This is a genomic window from Acinetobacter higginsii (assembly GCF_000369845.1).
Taxonomy (GTDB): Bacteria; Pseudomonadota; Gammaproteobacteria; order Pseudomonadales; family Moraxellaceae; genus Acinetobacter; species Acinetobacter higginsii.
In genome coordinates this window covers 381,767-400,048 of the sequence record NZ_KB850214.1, presented here as the reverse complement: position 1 = coordinate 400,048, position 18,282 = coordinate 381,767, and the positions used below count along the sequence as shown (strand labels likewise).

The window sequence follows — 18,282 nt, the reverse complement described above, 5'->3', positions numbered from 1 at the left end:
TCCGCAATAGGATAAGGGTACTGAACACCGATGCTGTATATATGGATGCCCGAAACCAATGGAACATGGTATTGGTCGGCAGGGGAAAATTGGTTGCAGGCACAAAGTCTTGAACAGTTGATTCAGGACTTGCAAGAGCATCATGGAAAAGAGGCTGTGGTTTATTTTCCAAGCCGAAATGCGCAATTATTACAGCAACCAATGACCAAGGCACATTACAAACAATTGGGACAGGAGGGCGTTAAATACCTCTTGGAAGAGTTTGTCACCTTGCCAATTGATCAAATGAAAGTAGTTCATCATTTTCAAAATGATCAGCTTAATATCTTGGGGGTGGCGCAATATTCGATTGAAACATGGCAACATGCACTGAGTCTTTTGCCGATCCAAATTACAGCATTCTTGCCTGACTTTTTGATTGCACCTGAACCAGAACAGGATCAAGTGGTACTACTCAATCTTTATGATCATTTACTGGTGAGAGAAAATGCGTGGTCTGGAAACTCAGTGGATGACCTCGCGTTATACCTTGAATTTCAAACTGCAGAAACACAATATAAATTTGCCAATCTGAATGTCAGCCAACTGGAAAGTTTAGCTACCGCATCTAGTAAAGATCAGCGGACCGAATTTAGTTATCAATTTGAACAATTATTAAGACCAAAACAGCATCCTTTCAATGTGTTACCTAAAGCTAAAAATGCTGAAACACAATGGTCAGGATATTGGAAAGCTGCGGCTGCCGTATTGTTAGCTGTCATTGTTGTACAGCTTGGTTATGATGCTTTGCGTTGGTCGAAGCTGAAAAAAGTTGCGGATCAAACCGCAAGCCAAGCGATTGAGCAATATAAATATTGGTTTGGTGAGAATAGTCGTGTCACCGAACAAAATATTAAAAGCCAGTTTGAAAGCCAATTACGTATGAGTCAACTTGGTGATACGCAAGCACTTTCGCTGTTAAGCCGCGTTGGACCAATTTTGATGCAAAAACAAATCGTTGCTCAGCAGGTGAGTTATGATGCCTCAACTTTGGCTATGTCACTCAAAGCAAAATCTGCGGATGATTTACAAGGATTAACTCAACAATTAAACCAGCAAGGTTTCCAAGCTGAATTAGGCAATATTCAGGCGGATACAGTTGGCGCAATTGGGGTGGTAAAAGTAAAATAATGAAAGCATTAACACGATTACAAAATAGCTTTGATCAGAAAATTGAAGCGTTAAATGAATATCTACAAGGCTTATCTGTCCGTGAACGGGTAATGGTGATTTTTACCACCATTTTTGTCATTGTGACCGTGATCGGTTTTGCTTTGTGGAAAACGCATGCATTGGCAGACCAACAACAAAAACGGTTAAATGAATTAAAAGATCTAACCGTGTGGATGCAGAGTAATGCGGCGACAATGAAGCCTGCAAATGATGTGGGATTGACTGCAGCAGATAAAATACAACGAACGGCCCAACAACAAGGTTTAGCTGTTTCATCACAGCAAAATGGTGAGCAGATTCAGCTTGTTGCAGAACATCAGAATTATGCTGTGTTGGCCAACTTTTTGATGCAGTTGTCTCAAATGGGCATCAGTATTCAAAAAATGGATATGGTCTCTAACAATAATCAGATTAAATTAACTGCAACAGTACAGTAAGCAATTAAAAACCCTATGTCAGGCATGGCGTTTTGATACGCCTATGCCTATAATGTGCCTACTTGAAAATCAGTAGACTGTGATTGGTATGTTATATTCATTGGCTCGCCCTTTGTTGTTTACTTTAGCACCAGAGCGTGCACATGAACTGACTCTCTCTATGCTCGATAAAGCCCATAAAATTGGCTTTATGCATCAGAAAGTTGCGGCAAAACCTGTGACCTGTATGGGAATTGAATTTCCAAATCCTGTTGGTCTTGCGGCCGGTTTAGATAAAAATGGTGCACATATTGATGCTTTAGCTGCACTCGGTTTTGGTTTTATCGAGATTGGAACCATTACTCCACGTCCACAAGCAGGTAATCCTCAACCACGTTTATTTCGTATCCCTCAAGCAAAAGCCATTATTAACCGCATGGGTTTTAATAATGATGGCGTGGATAAACTGATTGAAAATGTAAAAGCGTCAAAATTTAAAGGTGTTTTAGGGATCAATATCGGTAAAAATGCGGACACACCTGTTGAAGATGCAGTATCTGACTATTTGATTTGCCTAGAAAAAGTTTATAATTACGCTTCTTATATTACGGTTAACATTTCATCCCCAAATACAAAAAATTTACGTAGTTTGCAAAGTGGTGATGCGCTCACTGAGTTGTTACAAACTTTAAAAGATCGCCAACTCGAACTGGCAAACCAATATAATCATTATGTTCCTCTCGTGCTTAAAGTCGCACCTGATTTAACTTCAGAAGATATCCAATTCATTGCAGCACAATTATTGCAATTTAAAATTGATGGACTAATCGTAACCAATACCACGCTAGGGCGTGAAGGTGTTGAAAACTTGCCAAATGGAAACGAGGCAGGTGGTTTGTCAGGTGCACCCGTATTTGAAAAGAGTACCGAATGTTTAGCTCAATTTGCCAAAGTATTGGCGGGTCAAATTCCATTGATTGGTGTCGGTGGTATTTTGTCTGGTGAACAAGCGGTTGCCAAACAGCAAGCTGGAGCGAGCTTGGTACAGGTTTATAGCGGTTTGATCTATACTGGCCCAACACTTGTAAAAGATTGTGTTAATGCGATGACTGTGTGAAATGAACACACTTGATATCATCATTCTGGTCATTTTGCTCATTGGAGGGCTGAACGGTTTGCGTCAAGGATTTATCAAAGCCTTTGCGAACTTGATCGGATGGATATTCGCATTGATCATTGGGGCAAAATACGCTGTGGTTTTGGCACCTGCGATGAGCAGTCTAAGCCAAGACCCTGTTGTGCAAAAAATCGCAGCATTTGCCTTTATTGTGTTGATCATTGTGGTGTGTACATGGATTGTGTCCGCATTACTGAATGGGCTCTTGAAAAGTCTGAAATTGGGCCCATTAAATCGTTTAGCAGGTGGAGCATTTGGTTCTCTCAAAGGGTTACTGATTGTATTGATCGCAATGCAGGGTTTAGGACCTTGGGTTGAGAGTTCACCGCACTGGAAACAGTCTAAATTTGTACAAATTCTATTACCTTATGCACCTTTGGCAACTGAATTGTCCAAAGATGCAGCAAATCAAGCTTTAAATCAAATGACATCGGAAGGCGCGTTGTTACATCGCCCTTCGACTGAAATGGACCAGTCAGAACGTGCTTCTGTTGATGAGCGTTCTGATCATTCGACGAAAAATCCTTTTTATTAATCGCTAGCTTGTCGCGAGGTTGCTATGTGTGGAGTTGTTGGGATAGCCGGTAAATCACCAGTGAACCAAATGTTATTTGATGCCTTAACGATGCTGCAACATCGAGGACAAGATGCTGCAGGGATCGTAACCTGCCATCAAGGGCGTTTATTCCTCCGCAAAGATAACGGTATGGTACGTGATGTATTCCATACGCGTCATATGCGTGCATTGCTTGGTAACTACGGGATCGGACATGTTCGTTACCCAACTGCTGGTTCATCAAGCAGTGCTGAAGCACAACCATTTTATGTGAACTCACCTTATGGCATTACGCTTGCTCATAATGGGAACTTGACCAACGCTGCAGAAATTCATGATGATCTGTTCAAAACAGATTTACGTCATATGAATACTGATTCAGATTCTGAAGTTTTACTCAATGTTTTCGCACATGAGCTACAGAAGATCAGAACTTTAAACCCAAGCCCGGATGATATTTTCCACACCGTGTCTCGCGTACATGAGCGTTGTAAAGGGGCTTATGGTGTTGTAGCGATGATTACAGGTCATGGTTTGGTTGGTTTTCGTGATCCGAACGGGATTCGTCCTTTGGTCTATGGTTCTCGTGAAACTGAACAAGGTGTTGAATATATTATCGCATCTGAATCTGTTGCGATTACAGCACTCGGTTTCAAAGTTGAACGTGATATCGCACCAGGCGAAGCGATTTTTATCGATTCAGAAGGTCAGTTGTTTACCAAGCAATGCGCTGTGAATCCTGAATACCGTCCATGTATTTTTGAATATGTGTATTTTGCTCGTCCTGATGCCATTATTGATGGAATTTCAGTTTATAAAGCCCGTTTAAAAATGGGTGAAAAGCTGGCTTACAAAATTTTGAAAGAATGGGGCGAACAGCATGATATTGATGTTGTGATTCCAATTCCAGATACCAGTCGTACCTCTGCATTAGAGCTGGCAAATATTTTAGGTGTGAAATTCCGTGAAGGTTTTATGAAAAACCGTTATATCGGACGTACCTTCATTATGCCGGGTCAGCAGCAACGTAAAAAATCGGTTCGTCAAAAATTGAACCCTGTAGAACTTGAGTTTAAAGACAAGAATGTGCTGTTGGTCGATGACTCAATTGTTCGTGGTACCACATGTAATGAAATTATCCAGATGGCACGTGATTCTGGTGCGAAGAAAGTATTCTTCGCTTCGGCTGCGCCAATGGTGAAATATCCAAATGTGTACGGTATTGATATGCCTGCGAAGGCTGAGTTGATTGCATCAGGTCGTACAGTCGAAGAAATCCGTGAAAACATCGGTGCAGACCGTTTAATTTTCCAAGATTTGGAAGATTTGAAAAATGCGGTTCGTACCAGCAAGGTACCTGATTTAACTGAGTTTGATTGCTCAGTGTTTGATGGTGTCTATGTCGCTGGTGGTATTGATAAGGCATATCTTGACGCACTAGAGCAAAAACGTAGCGACGCTGCAAAAAGTAAATCTGATGGCTATATCGATGTCAATATTGATGCAGCATCAGTTGATTTAACAGGGATTAAAGAAGAGTAATCATCTTAATCTGTAGAAAAGCGGGAATTTCCCGCTTTTTTATTTTATGATAGTGAGTACGGGAAACTTAACTGAAACAATGTAATCGGGAAAACTTACATTGAGAGAAATGAGCCATTATTTAATTGAAAATAAGAATATTGCATGGTCAGTCAGTTTCTGCCTTATCGCAATGTTATTAACCGTCTTTATTCTCAATTTAATTTTGGGTTTAGTCGTTCATTTCTTTGATTATACACAGCCGATTTGGTGGCATGTTCTTAGTCCTTATTTCATTGTCGTCCTTATTTTCGTCTTGTTTTGGTCTGTAGGTGCAGAGCTATATGTATTACGTGAGGGCGGTCACTCACTGGCAAAACAGTTGAAAGCAAGACGTTTAGTTTTCGATGAAAGTACGCCAGAAGAAAGTACTGCCTTAAAAGTTGTAGAACAGGTCGCTAAAAGTTTTGATATTGATACGCCCGCGGTTTATGTACTCCCTGATGAAGTTGGGGTGAATGCTTTAACTGCAGGGTTTAGATCACAGGATATTGTGATTATTTTGACTTGGGGTGCATTACAAAACCTGGATGAACTTGAACTTTATGGCTTACTCAGTTATGAATTTAATCAGATTTTATCGGGTGAAGCTGTTGAAAATACTAAGCTAAAAATTTTATATAGTGGTTTAACTACTTTTAGCCAGTGGGGCAGTAAGCTTGCTCAGGCGGGTTATAATCCCTATGCAACGACTTATCGAAATAAATTTGAGACCATCTTTGTTGCGATTGGTGGGGTGATTTGGTTAATCGGTAGTTTGGGTATTTTAATTACACGTTGTATTAAATATTGGACCTTAAGTGGCCGTACCTTCCGTAATGATCTCAAGACCATGCGCTTGATGAACAATAATGCCAATGTGCAAACCTTGTTACGGATTTATGTGCATCACTCGGGATCGCAGATCCATAGTGCTTATTCTGAGTCGATTTCGCATATGTGCTTTGCTAACTCGTTGAGTCCGCAGAGCTGGATGAATATTCATCCCAGTATTAAAGAACGAATCTACGAATTAAATCCAACTTTGTTGCAAGATCTGCAATTAGAAAATCTACGCAAGCTTCGTAATCGCCCGTTATTCAGCCTCTTTCGCTCGTTAGAAGAGGAAAGTGCCGAGCTCACCATGCCATGGAGTTCGCCACAGCCATTACCTTTATTGCGTTTATCACCGATTAGTTTTGCACTGAATGATGCAATCAAACCACTTAATCCAGAAGTTCGAAAGAATAAGAAACGCCCTGAATTAATTCAACGGGCAATGCAAACAGCGACAGGTTCTCGTGAGGTGATGGTTGCGATTTTGATGATTCGTCAGTATCGCGAATTTATTCCGCAAGAAGCACCGGTCAGCCATGCGATTGTCGATGCTTTATTGAATTTGGATGGTCGTATTCATGTGCAGATTTTCCATGACGCCTGTAAAAATATTGGGCATATGCCGACCAGTATTGCACGTCAATTCTTAACCAAGTTGGCGTGTATCATTCAAGAAGATGGTGAAGTCGGTTTGCTTGATGCATTGTTGTTGGAACGGGTGAAACATGAACTCAATTTAATGCCTGCACATTTGCCTGCGGCTTTTGAAGATGTCAAATCTCAGATTGTACATTTGATCGATGCCTTACTGCATGTACAGCAAATTAATAGTCCGAACCAGCTCGAAGTTCGTGAACGTATCTTGCAGATGCTTTTAACTGAAGATGAAATGCAAATTTATGCCGATATTTCAGATGAACCATTGGACTTGGCAGAAATTTTAAATGATGTCTCTGGTTTGTTATTAAGAGATCGCCTGAATATCTTGTCAATCGCTGAAAGATGTCTCTGGAATGATCGGATTATTACCCAAGATGAATTAGATGTTTTGGGGCTTTTGTATTGGCGTTTAGGCTTTGATACACATGAAGTGGTCGAACAGATGCAGAAGAAAAATAGTTTGATGATTATTTAACAGAAATTCAGGCATTTGTCTGAATATTTTTTGCTAAAAGGTTACGTGACAATCACATAAAATGATGACATTTCAGGTTAAGCTTGCCGTTTATTTTTATTCTGCTATTACGTTCTTTTGAGTAAGTTATGGAACATATTGAAATTTTAAAAGCCTTGTTTTTAGGTTTTATTGAGGGTCTTACCGAATTCTTGCCCATTTCAAGCACAGGTCATTTGATTTTATTTGGTCATATGATCGACTTTCATTCAGATGATGGTCGTGTTTTTGAAGTTGTGATTCAGCTTGGTGCGATTTTGGCTGTGTGCTGGTTGTATCGTCAAAAGATTTTTGACTTGGTCAAAGGTTTCTTTAGTGGAGATGCTGAAGCACGTCACTTTGCCTTTAGTGTCTTACTCGCTTTCATTCCAGCAGTCGTGATTGGTATTTTTGCGGTCGATTTCATTAAGAGTGTTTTGTTTAGCCCGCTGGTGGTTGCTGTTGCTTTGATTGTGGGTGGTCTGATTATCTTCTGGGTTGAATCAAAGAATTTTGATCATAAAACGACAGATGCGACCAAGATTACTTATAAACAAGCATTCTTGGTGGGTTGTGCGCAGTGTGTTGCGATGATTCCAGGGACTTCACGTTCAGGTGCGACCATCGTTGGTGGGATGTTCTCTGGATTGTCTCGTAAGGCAGCAACCGAGTTTTCGTTCTTCTTGGCGATGCCAACCATGTTGGGTGCGGCGGTATTTGATTTGGCCCGTAATGCGGATGTCTTAACGCAAGACAATATGCTGAATATTGCTGTTGGCTTTGTCGCAGCCTTTATTTCTGCATTATTGGTGGTCAGTGCCTTAGTGAAATTTGTGGAACGCCATACTTTACGAGTATTTGCTTGGTACCGTATTGTGCTAGGTATTATTTTGTTATTTGTCTTTTTATAAAAATAAAAACATCTCCCTTTTGGCAACTGCGAAAAGGGAGATTCTCAGTTAAAATCCCCATTCTTTATTTTAAATCCTTCAGATCTGGTTCGATAGCACAATGACAATAGTGAAAATGAATGCTCGAGACTTAATTATTGATTTGCTGTTAGGACTTCAAGGTCGAGCGATTTCAATTAAACAAATCATTATTGCAGCGCGGCTTTTTGAAATCAGTGAAAATAGCATTCGGGTTGCTGTGACACGGTTATCCAGTGATGGCGTGATTGAAGCCATTGAACGTGGCGTCTATCAATTTACAGTTCAATCGCATGAATGGGCAAATGTCATGCTGAATCGTAAGCATGGAATTAAACAAACCAAAGTATGGAATCAGCAGTATCTAGCGGTTTTTACGGGTCAGCTTGGGCGGGTTGATCGTACTGCATTAAATCGTCGTGAAAGAGCACTCAAGCATTTTGGTTTTAAAGAATTAGAGCAAGGTATTTATATCCGTCCTGATAATTTGGTGATTGGTTTTGATCAACTGATTACGAAATTAAAAACTTCTGGTTTAGAAAGTAGTGCAAAGTTTTGCCAGATTAACCATTTTGATACCGAAACGTTGACTACGATTATTGAGCTTTGGTCTACACAAACGCTGAATCAAAACTACCAAAAATACAGCCAAATGATTCAACAGTGGTTGTCTACTGTTGATCAGCTCAGTTTGGAAGATGCAGCTCGAGAATCTTTATTATTGGGACGACAAACCATTTCCTTGCTGATGAATGATCCATTATTGCCAGAAGGTTTTGTTGATGTTCAACTTCGCGAGCAATTTGCGCAGAGCGTACAACAGTTGGATCAGACAGGTTTGGATGCATGGCAGAAGTTTTATGAAAGTAGTCTTGAGTAAATATTCATTACAAATATTACATAAAATCTAATTTTAATTTATTGACAGAAATATTACTTAATTTAGAATAAAAATATAAATTGTGTAGTTTTAAAAATAAAACAAATGCAGGAGAGGGATATGAATACACGTGTAGCGATTAGTGATTTATTCTCGCGAGAGGAAATTACTGAGTTAACAGCCAAGTCTGATGCGCAAGGCAGTTGGGCTGTGTTTTCGACATGGGCTGTGATTGGTGGAACTTTTGCGGCTGTAGCTAGCTCTTGGGAGTATTTACCTGCTTGGGGTAAATTACTCATGTGTGTTGCAGCCTTGGTCGTTTTGGCTGGCCGTCAGTTGGCACTCGCGATCATCATGCATGACGCTTCCCATCAAAGTTTATTTAAAACCAAATGGTTGAATGATACCTTGACGGATTGGTTATGCGCGCGTCCGATTTGGAATGATCTACATAAATATCGTGCCCATCATATGCGTCATCATAGTAAAACCTCTACGGTCGATGATCCTGATTTATCCTTAGTTACAGGTTTTCCAACCACGAAAAAATCCTTAATGCGCAAATTTATGCGTGATTTGTCTGGCGTGACGGGGTTTAAGTTTGCGGTTGGCCGAATGTTGATGGATATTGAAAAAATGGAGTGGACGGTATCAAACGACCGCCGCTGGATTTCTCAGGAAGGCAAACACTGGAGCGATTATCCTAAAGCATTCCTAAAAAATAGTGGTGGTGCAATTGCAACTAACGCTGCTCTATTTTCAGCGTTGTGGGCAGCGGGGCATCCTAAACTTTATGCATTATGGGTTGTGGCGTATTTGACCCCATTTCCTTTATTCCTCAGAGTCCGTTCAATGGCAGAGCATGCAGGAATGGAAACCAGTCATAGTGCTTTAACCAATACGCGTACAACTAAGGCAGGCTATATTGCTCGTGCTTTGGTTGCACCAATCAATGTCAACTATCATAAAGAACATCATTTGATGGCAGCTGTACCTTATTCTAAATTGCCAAAAATGCACCAGATGTTAAGACAACGCGGTCATGTTGCCGAACCACCAAGCTATTGGCAAGTGCTGAATGAGCTTTCAGCTAAAGCGGATTAAATATTAGATTTTTTAGGGCTCTGTTTTAAATCGGGGCTCACACAACAGGAATGGTGGAAAAGAGTATGGCAATGGATAAACAAGAAATTATTGGATTTTTAGCACAAGAATTTCCGCAGGCGTTACAAAAAAGTACCATTGAGGAGATTCCTCCTAAGGGGGCACAGCTACTTTATCGAGTCGATGCAGGAGACCTCCGTCCAGGACAAACCGTTTCTGGCCCAACGCTGATGTTGATTGCAGACTATGTACTCTATATTGCCATCTTGGGGCATCTGGGACTGGTTGCAATGGCAGTCACTACCAATATGACCATTAATTTCTTTCGCAAACCCAATGGAAATCGAGATATTCGGGCTGTGTGTAAATTGATTAAGGTTGGTAAAACCTTGGTTACAGGAGAAGTTTGGCTATATTCTCTGGATGATGAAGAGCCGGTTGCGCATGTCATTGGAACTTATGCACTACCACAAAGTGCACCATCGATCTTAGGCGGATGAAACCTTCAAAATACTCGTGACAACTGAATGATTGGCTGTAAATCCGTTAAAAATAAAAATCTCGTCATAGGATAGTATCCACAAATAGGTTGAGATAAAGAAATAAAAGAAATCTTATCTGGGAAGAACGAGATGATAATTAAAAACGGTTTTATTGCTTTGGCATTATTCGGATTCGCTGTAACAACGCAGGCGAAGCAAACAGTTTGTGTATTTGATCCAGTTGGTAAATCGGGTGATGCATTTGCACTGGCAAAAGATTATGCATTAGAAGCAAAAAAGTGGGGCGCAGAGATTGATTTGCGTGCCTATGTCGATGAGCGTGTTGCAGCTGAAGATTTAAAAGTAGGGCAATGTGATGGTGCAATTATCAGTGGATTGCGTGGTCGACAATTCAATAAATATGTCGGTTCACTTGATGCTGTTGGTGCTTTAACTGATTTGAAAACGGCAATTCTTGCTTATCAATTGCTCTCTAAGCCTCAAGCGGCAAAAAGTATGATCAATGGCCCTTATGAAATTGCGGGTCTTGGAACGATTGGTCCTGCGTATTTGTTTGTTGCTGATCGTAATATAAATACTTTGGCTAAGGCCGCAGGTAAGAAAGTTGGTGTATTTGCTTATGATGAAGCTCAACCGAAATTGGTTGCACAAATAGGTGCACAAGCTGTTTCAGTCGATGTGACCAATGCAGGGGCAAAATTTAATAATCATCAAATTGATATTGTTCCCGCGCCAATTGTTGCTTATAAGCCTTTTGAGCTTTATAAAGGACTCGGTGATAAAGGCGGAATTGTCAAATTTCCACTGACGCAAATTTCGGCAAATTTCATTATTCGAAAGGATAAATTTCCTGACGGGTTTGGGCAGAAATCGCGTGAATGGGTGGCGGGGCAACTCGGTCGAACGTTTAATATTATTTCAAAATACGAAAAAGAAATTCCAACCAAGTACTGGATGATTATCCCACCTGAAGAACAAGTCAACTATATGAAGATGATGCGTGAAGCACGTATCTCACTTACTAAAGCAGGAATTTATGATCCAAAAATGATGAACTTCTTGAAAAAAGTTCGCTGCAAACAAAATCCAAATAACTTTGAATGTGCGCTCAATGATGAGTAACGCATGATTTGATTGATGAACCTTCTTTATTGATTGTAATTTAGAGGGTTTTTAGTCAGTAAGGCGACACTATATTTTAAAAAACATAACAACATTTAGATATGAGAAAGTCAAAGAACATGCTACAACTAAGCTGTTCAAATTTATTTGTGCTCACGATTTTCTATTGATATGACGCTACCGCTCGACTTAACACCTTTATCGCAAATTGAATCAAATCAAGAACATATTTTAGCGATCAAGCGTAATGATTTATTACCTTTATTGAACGATCCGCATCGTTTAAGTCATTACGCAGATCATTTGGTTCAAGCTCAAAGCGTCTTGCTGAATGGTGTCGATCCTAAGTTAAATCAGCAGCTCGGCGAAGTGATCACTCAGATTATTCAGCAGCTGTCTTTATCCAAAAAGTTTTTAGGCACACGCCGTTTTAATGCACTGCAAAAATGGTTGGGCATTGATATTGAATATGATGCTGGGCAAGTGAAATATGTTAAAGATTTAGATCGTTTGATTAATGAAGCGAATTATTTGAGTCAACGTTTGCAAATCGAAATCCAAAAATCACAATCGCGTCTACAGCAGGCATTGGGTTTAAGAGAGCAGATGGCTGCTTATATTCAGGCAGCCGATCAATTCTTGATTGAGTATCCTCAGTTTAGTAAGCAGCAAGTGCTGGATCATTTTGTGGAGCGCTTATCTAAAAAGGTAAATACTTTACAAACCTTACAGAGCAGCAATGATATTGCAATCAAACAGATGCAGCTTTCACAGCATTTATCTTTTAGCTTGCTTGATCGTTTTAAAGAGGCACAACAGATTTTAATTCCAGCATGGCAATATCATTTAAAGCAAAGTCGGGAATCCAATTCGACTGCGACGATTGAGCAGTTGGATAAAAGCCGCGAAGATTTAATCCAAAATTTGAAAAAATCATTACAGAAATAAGAGGGAAATATGATGTCAGATTCAGAACTGAGTAAGGTATCTCATGAGCTTGAAATTAAGCCCGAGCAGCGTTTTGAGCAGTTGAACTTAAAAGACTTAGGTCTACAATCTCAAGATTTTGCTGAAGTGATGGATGCGCATAAAGAACTGGCCGATATCAGTACGACTGCTGTTGCAGAATATGGCAAAAATATTGCCAATAAAACCTCAACCTATACCGATGAGTTGTTGAATCTGGTACAGAACAAAGACCTTGATGCAACTGGACAAAAACTCAATGAAGTGGTGCAAGTCGCTCAGCAGTTAAATACTTCAAGTATTTTAAATAAATCTAAAAGTTCAGGTTTTTTTGGTGGCTTATTGAGTAAGTTCAAGAATGCTAAACAAAATTTTGATCAGCATTTTAATACCACCAAAGAGCAGATTGATGTATTGGTCAAAGAAATTGAAAGCTCACAATCAGGTTTGAAAGCACGTGTTGGGACATTGGATAAAATGTTTGATGCGGTTCAAGATGAATATAAGCAACTAGGTGTTTATATTGCAGCGGGTCAGTTGAAGCAGCAGGATATTCAACAGCAAATCACGATTCTGACAAGTCAGGAACAAGATCAACAGACCACTCAGCAGATTTATGATCTCAATCATGTGGCAAATAATCTTGAAAAACGAGTCAGTGATCTTCATGTTTTACAGCAGTCTGCAATGCAGACTTTGCCGATGATTCGGATTATCCAGTCGAATAACTTGATGTTGGTAGACAAATTTTACGCGATTAAAAACATCACATTACCAGCTTGGAAAAATCAAATTAGTTTGGCAATTTCGTTGCAAGAGCAAAAGAATAGCGTCCAACTTGCCAAGGCCATTGATGATACTACCAATGAATTATTACGTCGTAATGCTGAGTTATTGCATCAAAACTCAGTTGATACGGCTAAAGCCAATCAGCGTTCCGTGATCGATGTTGAAACCCTTGAACATGTACAAAACACCCTCATTAAAACAGTAAATGATGTGATTCAGATTCAGAAAGAAGGGATGCAAAAGCGTGCCGAAGCGACAACCCGTTTGCGTGCTTTGCAAGAAAATTTGAATCATCTGGTGCTTGAAAATAGCCAACCACCTAAATCTTGATATTGCTAATTTTTGAAGGAAAGATCATTGTCACCCATAGAAGATTTTAGTGTACAACCGATTGACCAGCGTTTAGATGTGTTAAAAAAACGTCAACGCAATTTAATGATCTGGTTTTTTCTGACCAGTACATTCGTTGTTGTTACAATCGCTGGTCTGTTTTTGCAAAAAGAATTTATCTATCGTTTCTTTGATCTTTCTGTACATGTACAGGCTTTAGATTTGCCTTATCATGTACAGGATCTTGTTCCTTTTAAGCAACCCGTCGATTATCTTTTTAATTTATTATCATGGTTCGGCTGGCTGTTTCTCAAACTTTTTGTCTCATTTATTGGCGCTTTTTTACTGCTTAGTTGGGCCAAGAAATTTAAATTTTTTCAGCAACGTTTTCAAGCATGGACACAGCGTATTCTGGCGTGGGTGATTTCTTTTATTTTGCTTTGGTCAGGTCTGACCTACATCCAGTATGACTGGAAAGATGAAACTAAGCAGGCTTATCAACAATGGATGAGCTATCAAAACAATATTGTTGAAAGTCAGATTGCTCAAGATTTACAGCAGGCCAATATTTCTTCGACTGAAAAAGCTTATGTCTTGGCGCAAGTGGCCTTATTGCATCAACCTGTCGATCGAAAGACCGCTAATGTCTATGTGAATCAATTAATTAGTGCAGAGAAAACCAATCCAACTCAATTTAAAGCATATGACTTTAAACCTGAACAGCTGTGGGTGATGCAGCAGCAACTATATGGTAAGAGTATTACCTCAATCACGCAGCCCTTAGACCTGCGCGCACAGCAAGCCGAACGTATTTCTCAGATTGTGAATGTCATTTTATGGGGCTTGATTGTATTGGCTGTTGCTTTAAGCACAATTTTATATGTGCTCGCCAAACATTTGAAAAATCGTCGTGTGCGGATTGGTCAAAAATTGGATGTCTCTTAATTTCAAGTTCGGTTTATCCGATCAAATTCATAAAAACATACTGTTTTACCTATTCAGTACTTTTGCGTACTATAGCCTCATTGAATGAATTTAGCTGATTTAAAAGTCTTAGCGTTTGGAGAAATACATGTTAGATCAAAATATTAAAACTCAATTAAAAGCTTACTTAGAACGTTTAGAAAGTCCAATTGAGTTGGTTGCTGCTTTAGATGACTCCGACAAAGCAGAAAAAATTAAAGAACTCGTGACTGAAATTGCGGAACTTTCTGATCAAGTTACGGCGCGTTTTGACGGTTCAAACGCTCGCCGTCCTAGTTTCGGTGTGGCCAAAGCTGGTGAACAACCACGTGTGTTCTTTGCTGGCTTACCGATGGGACATGAGTTTACTTCTTTGATCTTGGCATTATTACAAGTATCAGGTTATGCGCCTAAAGTGTCTGATGAAGTACTCACTCAGATCAAAGGCTTAAACTTGACTGCCAACTTTGATGTGTTTGTATCGCTTAGCTGCCATAACTGTCCAGATGTGGTTCAAGCTTTAAACTTGATTGCGATTAACAATCCAAATACTACAGCAACCATGATTGATGGTGCTTTCTTCCAAGACGAAGTTGAAGAACGCAAAATCTTGGCGGTGCCAATGGTGTTCCAAGACAATCAGCATATTGGTCAAGGTCGTATGACTTTGGAAGAAATCTTAGCGAAATTGGATAGCAATTCAGCTGAGAAAGATGCAGCCGCAATCAATGCCAAAGATGCATTTGATGTGTTGGTGATTGGTGGCGGTCCTGCTGGAAGTACAGCGGCGATCTATGCGGCACGTAAAGGCATCAAAACGGGTATCGTGGCTGAACGCTTTGGTGGTCAGGTGATGGATACCATGGACATTGAGAACTTTACCACTGTTCAAAAAACCGTAGGTCCTCAGTTCGCTCAAGACATGGAAGCCCATGTCCGTGAATACGGTGTCGACATCATGAACTTGCAACGTGTCAGCAAGATCACTGGTGCAGATCAAACGGCCAATGGTCTGGTTGAGGTTGAACTGGAGAATGGTGCCAAACTTGAATCGAAAACCATCATCCTGTCTACAGGTGCACGTTGGAGAGAAATGAATGTACCGGGCGAAGCTGAATACCGTACTCGTGGTGTAGCGTACTGCCCACACTGTGATGGTCCATTATTCAAAGGCAAACGTGTTGCGGTGATTGGTGGAGGTAACTCAGGTGTTGAAGCAGCGATTGACCTTGCAGGGATTGTTGAGCATGTGACTTTGGTTGAGTTTGATACCAAACTTCGTGCAGACCAAGTACTGCAAGACAAATTAAACAGCTTACCAAATACCACTGTGATCATGAATGCCTTAAGTACTGAAGTGGTTGGTGATGGTGCTCAGGTAACGGCATTGAAATACAAAGATCGCGCTACTGATGTTGAACACACAGTTGAACTTGCAGGGATCTTCGTACAAATTGGTTTATTGCCAAACACGGATTTCTTAAAGAACAGCGCAGTTGAACTCAGCAACCGTGGCGAGATTGTGATTAATGATCGCAACGAAACCAATGTCAAAGGTGTCTTTGCCGCAGGTGACTGTACGACAGTACCGTACAAGCAAATCATCATTGCCACAGGTGAAGGCGCGAAAGCATCACTGTCTGCCTTTGATTATATGATTCGTTCTGGTGTGTAAGTAATCGCTTAAAAAAAGCCCCAATTATTTGGGGCTTTTTTATTGTGTTTAGTTCTTCGGTTTATATAAACCGTGATCGACAAGGTGTTCACGCAAGATACGACGTAATTCTAGAACTGCTTCTGGGGTCTCTTGAATTGAATGGCCGCCCGTGAAAATCTTCTCGGAAACAGCACCATCTAAATGTGCACTCTTATAAGGAACAATCCCGTCTGTAATGACATTTGGATCATCACTCTTGGTAATGTTGCCCATAATCGAGTGAAAAACCAGTCCATTTTCAGGCGGAATAGAGGCGGTTAATTCCATAAATTTGGATTTTTTACTGAGATCACTTGGCCCATTTTGAATTACATCATTGGTCAGGGTTTTAACGAATTCTTTTAAATCCATATCATCACTGGTGAGTGTATCTGCCAAAGTGGTCAAGAAGGTTGCAGGGAGTTTGATGATTTTACGTGCTGCTAGTGTAAACCAGCGATCAGCAAAGTCAGTTCCTTTATGTGGAGCAGCCAAGAAAATGGCACGATCAAAATTAGTAATCGGTTCCATTTTAAGCCGTTCACCAATCACAGGATGCTTGCGTAAACGCGTTTGTTGACGGCTACTCATCATGGTGAGTGCCTGTTTAGAAATATCAGCATTACTGACCAAGAGTCGACTGATAATGCCTCCCATACTATGCCCAATTAAAACTGCATCTTGTGCTGCAGCATCTTTATTGTTGAGTGAGCCAAAGGCTTGTTTTAATAAGGCATAAATTTGAAAACGGCTTTCCAGAATCGGCATGTTGGTTGAATAAAACACTTGCCAAACTTGATAGTGTTCACGTAGTACCGCATCACCCATAATATCATTGGTGACCGCAATCCATGCCTCAGGGCTGCTGGCAAGACCATGCACCAATACAATCACTTTCTTGTTTGGATTATAGGGTTCCAGCATATAGAGATGTGGCATGGTCAGATGCTGATCACGATCAATTAAAGTTAAATAAGCCGCTGCACCTAAATTATTCTCAGCTAACCAGAGTCCATAAGGTGCAGAGAAATTGGCTGCAAGCGAATATTCTTTACCTGCAATACTGACTTTCTCTACGCTATAAGGGTCATAAACCTTTACTTCAAAGTTTGGATTATTTAAAACATCATTAATGGTTGCGGCTGCATTCTTGGGTTGCGCAATAATGGTTGCGGCTAAATAACGTGCTTTATGAATATTAGGGTTAATTCCATTTGGATAGCTATAACTTAATGGATCAAGAATATATTTATTTTCGCCATGGGCTGCATCCGTTGAAGGAAACACGGCCACGAAATCTGAACCGAAACCATCACGGCGGTTAATGGCTCGTAAGCCCGAAAAGTTCATGTTATAGCTGGAAATAAATTTCTCCAGCTTCATATTTTGTAAGCGTTGATAGGATTGAATGTCTATCGTATAGGTGCTTTTGCCAATTTGAATGGTAGGGCTAATGGTTTTAGAAGGATTTCTTAAACTATGCACATTCACCAATTTGGTTAAAGCTTGGTTGTAAAAGTCTCGAATCTGGACCTGACGGTTATCAAAAATGCGTTCTTGCGGTTGTCGTGTCGTTTTGAACAAATATGCATAGCTATAACGGATGCTTTTATCTAAAGCTTCAAGCTCTTGATCTAAGCATTGCTCATAGGTCTTTTGTATGGCTTTCTGTTCTTCCTCAGGTTTGTGTTTTGTCAGTTTACTGATTTTACATTCGGACGCGTCGGACAGACTCAGCGCTTTTGAGAGATAGAGTTCGCTCGCTGTAGATAAAAGTTGCTCATCCTGGATTTGCGGAATTTTGTGTAGATCTGCAATGCACTCATTTGGTGTTTGCATACACACTTTGGCTTCTTTGCCCGACATCGACAAGACATTGAGGCTGGCTTCACTGAGTTTTTTTTGCGTAAGAATGCTGTTACGTTCGTTGGCAATCGTCACATTGAGAGCTTGTTGTTTGATACTGACAACTTGGCAGCCACTCATCACGACGGTGCTTAGGAGAGAGATAAAAAATAGACGCTTATTCGGTGTAAATGCTAGCATGGTATGTCAGCAATTTCGCTGGAAGATTGTAGCTATAATACGA

The 18,282-nt window shown here is 40.3% G+C and carries 16 protein-coding genes; 15 read left to right on the top strand and 1 reads right to left on the bottom strand.

The window, feature by feature from the left end:
• Positions 1 to 30: 30 nt before the first annotated feature.
• The 15 genes from gspL to ahpF all read left to right on the top strand — a co-directional run bounded on the left by gspL (position 31) and on the right by ahpF (position 16,172).
• On the top strand, positions 31 to 1,170 hold the full coding sequence (gene gspL / locus F885_RS10495) for a type II secretion system protein GspL (RefSeq protein WP_005316278.1): 1,140 nt from the start codon (positions 31 to 33) through the stop codon (positions 1,168 to 1,170).
• The gene (gene gspM / locus F885_RS10500) at positions 1,170 to 1,649 is read left to right on the top strand and encodes a type II secretion system protein GspM (RefSeq protein ID WP_005189530.1); all 480 of its coding nucleotides are present in this window, start codon (positions 1,170 to 1,172) and stop codon (positions 1,647 to 1,649) included. The genes gspL and gspM overlap by 1 nt, the downstream gene beginning before the upstream one ends.
• A gap of 88 nt (positions 1,650 to 1,737) precedes the next feature.
• Positions 1,738 to 2,745, top strand: a complete 1,008-nt coding sequence (locus F885_RS10505; RefSeq protein ID WP_005316274.1) for a quinone-dependent dihydroorotate dehydrogenase — start codon at positions 1,738 to 1,740, stop codon at positions 2,743 to 2,745.
• 1 nt (position 2,746) lies between these two features.
• Positions 2,747 to 3,340 (top strand): CvpA family protein, encoded by a 594-nt coding sequence (locus F885_RS10510; RefSeq protein WP_004807899.1) that lies wholly within the window; start codon positions 2,747 to 2,749, stop codon positions 3,338 to 3,340.
• A 24-nt stretch (positions 3,341 to 3,364) separates the two neighbouring features.
• A complete protein-coding gene (gene purF / locus F885_RS10515; protein WP_005316269.1) occupies positions 3,365 to 4,903 on the top strand; it encodes an amidophosphoribosyltransferase in 1,539 nt (512 codons plus the stop codon).
• 100 nt (positions 4,904 to 5,003) lie between these two features.
• Positions 5,004 to 6,893, top strand: a complete 1,890-nt coding sequence (locus tag F885_RS10520; protein ID WP_171068199.1) for a M48 family metalloprotease — start codon at positions 5,004 to 5,006, stop codon at positions 6,891 to 6,893.
• A gap of 128 nt (positions 6,894 to 7,021) precedes the next feature.
• Positions 7,022 to 7,822, top strand: a complete 801-nt coding sequence (locus F885_RS10525; RefSeq protein WP_004807892.1) for an undecaprenyl-diphosphate phosphatase — start codon at positions 7,022 to 7,024, stop codon at positions 7,820 to 7,822.
• Positions 7,823 to 7,922: 100 nt separating this feature from the next.
• Positions 7,923 to 8,720: a PaaX family transcriptional regulator C-terminal domain-containing protein gene (locus F885_RS10530; protein WP_005202934.1), complete on the top strand. Its 798-nt coding sequence runs from the start codon at positions 7,923 to 7,925 to the stop codon at positions 8,718 to 8,720.
• Between the two features lie 120 nt (positions 8,721 to 8,840).
• The gene (locus F885_RS10535) at positions 8,841 to 9,824 is read left to right on the top strand and encodes a fatty acid desaturase family protein (RefSeq protein ID WP_005316262.1); all 984 of its coding nucleotides are present in this window, start codon (positions 8,841 to 8,843) and stop codon (positions 9,822 to 9,824) included.
• A 65-nt stretch (positions 9,825 to 9,889) separates the two neighbouring features.
• Positions 9,890 to 10,324, top strand: a complete 435-nt coding sequence (locus F885_RS10540) for a PaaI family thioesterase (RefSeq protein WP_005202939.1) — start codon at positions 9,890 to 9,892, stop codon at positions 10,322 to 10,324.
• Positions 10,325 to 10,456: 132 nt separating this feature from the next.
• Positions 10,457 to 11,449: a putative solute-binding protein gene (locus F885_RS10545; protein WP_004807883.1), complete on the top strand. Its 993-nt coding sequence runs from the start codon at positions 10,457 to 10,459 to the stop codon at positions 11,447 to 11,449.
• A gap of 171 nt (positions 11,450 to 11,620) precedes the next feature.
• Positions 11,621 to 12,397: a hypothetical protein gene (locus F885_RS10550; RefSeq protein ID WP_005316258.1), complete on the top strand. Its 777-nt coding sequence runs from the start codon at positions 11,621 to 11,623 to the stop codon at positions 12,395 to 12,397.
• Between the two features lie 12 nt (positions 12,398 to 12,409).
• A complete protein-coding gene (locus F885_RS10555) occupies positions 12,410 to 13,534 on the top strand; it encodes a toxic anion resistance protein (RefSeq protein WP_032859357.1) in 1,125 nt (374 codons plus the stop codon).
• Between the two features lie 27 nt (positions 13,535 to 13,561).
• Entirely contained in the window at positions 13,562 to 14,479 is a 918-nt protein-coding gene (locus tag F885_RS10560; RefSeq protein ID WP_005316248.1) for a hypothetical protein, read from the top strand.
• A 127-nt stretch (positions 14,480 to 14,606) separates the two neighbouring features.
• The gene (ahpF, locus tag F885_RS10565) at positions 14,607 to 16,172 is read left to right on the top strand and encodes an alkyl hydroperoxide reductase subunit F (protein WP_005316245.1); all 1,566 of its coding nucleotides are present in this window, start codon (positions 14,607 to 14,609) and stop codon (positions 16,170 to 16,172) included.
• Positions 16,173 to 16,220: 48 nt separating this feature from the next.
• Here the strand turns inward: ahpF and F885_RS10570 are convergent, their stop codons facing one another.
• A complete protein-coding gene (locus F885_RS10570; protein WP_005202951.1) occupies positions 16,221 to 18,239 on the bottom strand; it encodes an esterase/lipase family protein in 2,019 nt (672 codons plus the stop codon).
• Positions 18,240 to 18,282: the final 43 nt, after the last annotated feature.

What these genes read in the sequence shown, in the direction of transcription:
- F885_RS10535 (WP_005316262.1), top strand. Translation starts at nt 8,841, where the DNA reads ATGAATACACGTGTAGCGATTAGTGATTTATTCTCGCGAGAGGAAATT.
- F885_RS10525 (WP_004807892.1), top strand. Translation starts at nt 7,022, where the DNA reads ATGGAACATATTGAAATTTTAAAAGCCTTGTTTTTAGGTTTTATTGAG.
- ahpF (WP_005316245.1), top strand. Translation starts at nt 14,607, where the DNA reads ATGTTAGATCAAAATATTAAAACTCAATTAAAAGCTTACTTAGAACGT.
- F885_RS10510 (WP_004807899.1), top strand. Translation starts at nt 2,747, where the DNA reads ATGAACACACTTGATATCATCATTCTGGTCATTTTGCTCATTGGAGGG.
- gspM (WP_005189530.1), top strand. Translation starts at nt 1,170, where the DNA reads ATGAAAGCATTAACACGATTACAAAATAGCTTTGATCAGAAAATTGAA.
- F885_RS10540 (WP_005202939.1), top strand. Translation starts at nt 9,890, where the DNA reads ATGGCAATGGATAAACAAGAAATTATTGGATTTTTAGCACAAGAATTT.
- gspL (WP_005316278.1), top strand. Translation starts at nt 31, where the DNA reads ATGCTGTATATATGGATGCCCGAAACCAATGGAACATGGTATTGGTCG.
- purF (WP_005316269.1), top strand. Translation starts at nt 3,365, where the DNA reads ATGTGTGGAGTTGTTGGGATAGCCGGTAAATCACCAGTGAACCAAATG.
- F885_RS10545 (WP_004807883.1), top strand. Translation starts at nt 10,457, where the DNA reads ATGATAATTAAAAACGGTTTTATTGCTTTGGCATTATTCGGATTCGCT.
- F885_RS10530 (WP_005202934.1), top strand. Translation starts at nt 7,923, where the DNA reads ATGACAATAGTGAAAATGAATGCTCGAGACTTAATTATTGATTTGCTG.
- F885_RS10555 (WP_032859357.1), top strand. Translation starts at nt 12,410, where the DNA reads ATGTCAGATTCAGAACTGAGTAAGGTATCTCATGAGCTTGAAATTAAG.
- F885_RS10550 (WP_005316258.1), top strand. Translation starts at nt 11,621, where the DNA reads ATGACGCTACCGCTCGACTTAACACCTTTATCGCAAATTGAATCAAAT.
- F885_RS10570 (WP_005202951.1), bottom strand. Translation starts at nt 18,239, where the DNA reads ATGCTAGCATTTACACCGAATAAGCGTCTATTTTTTATCTCTCTCCTA.
- F885_RS10505 (WP_005316274.1), top strand. Translation starts at nt 1,738, where the DNA reads ATGTTATATTCATTGGCTCGCCCTTTGTTGTTTACTTTAGCACCAGAG.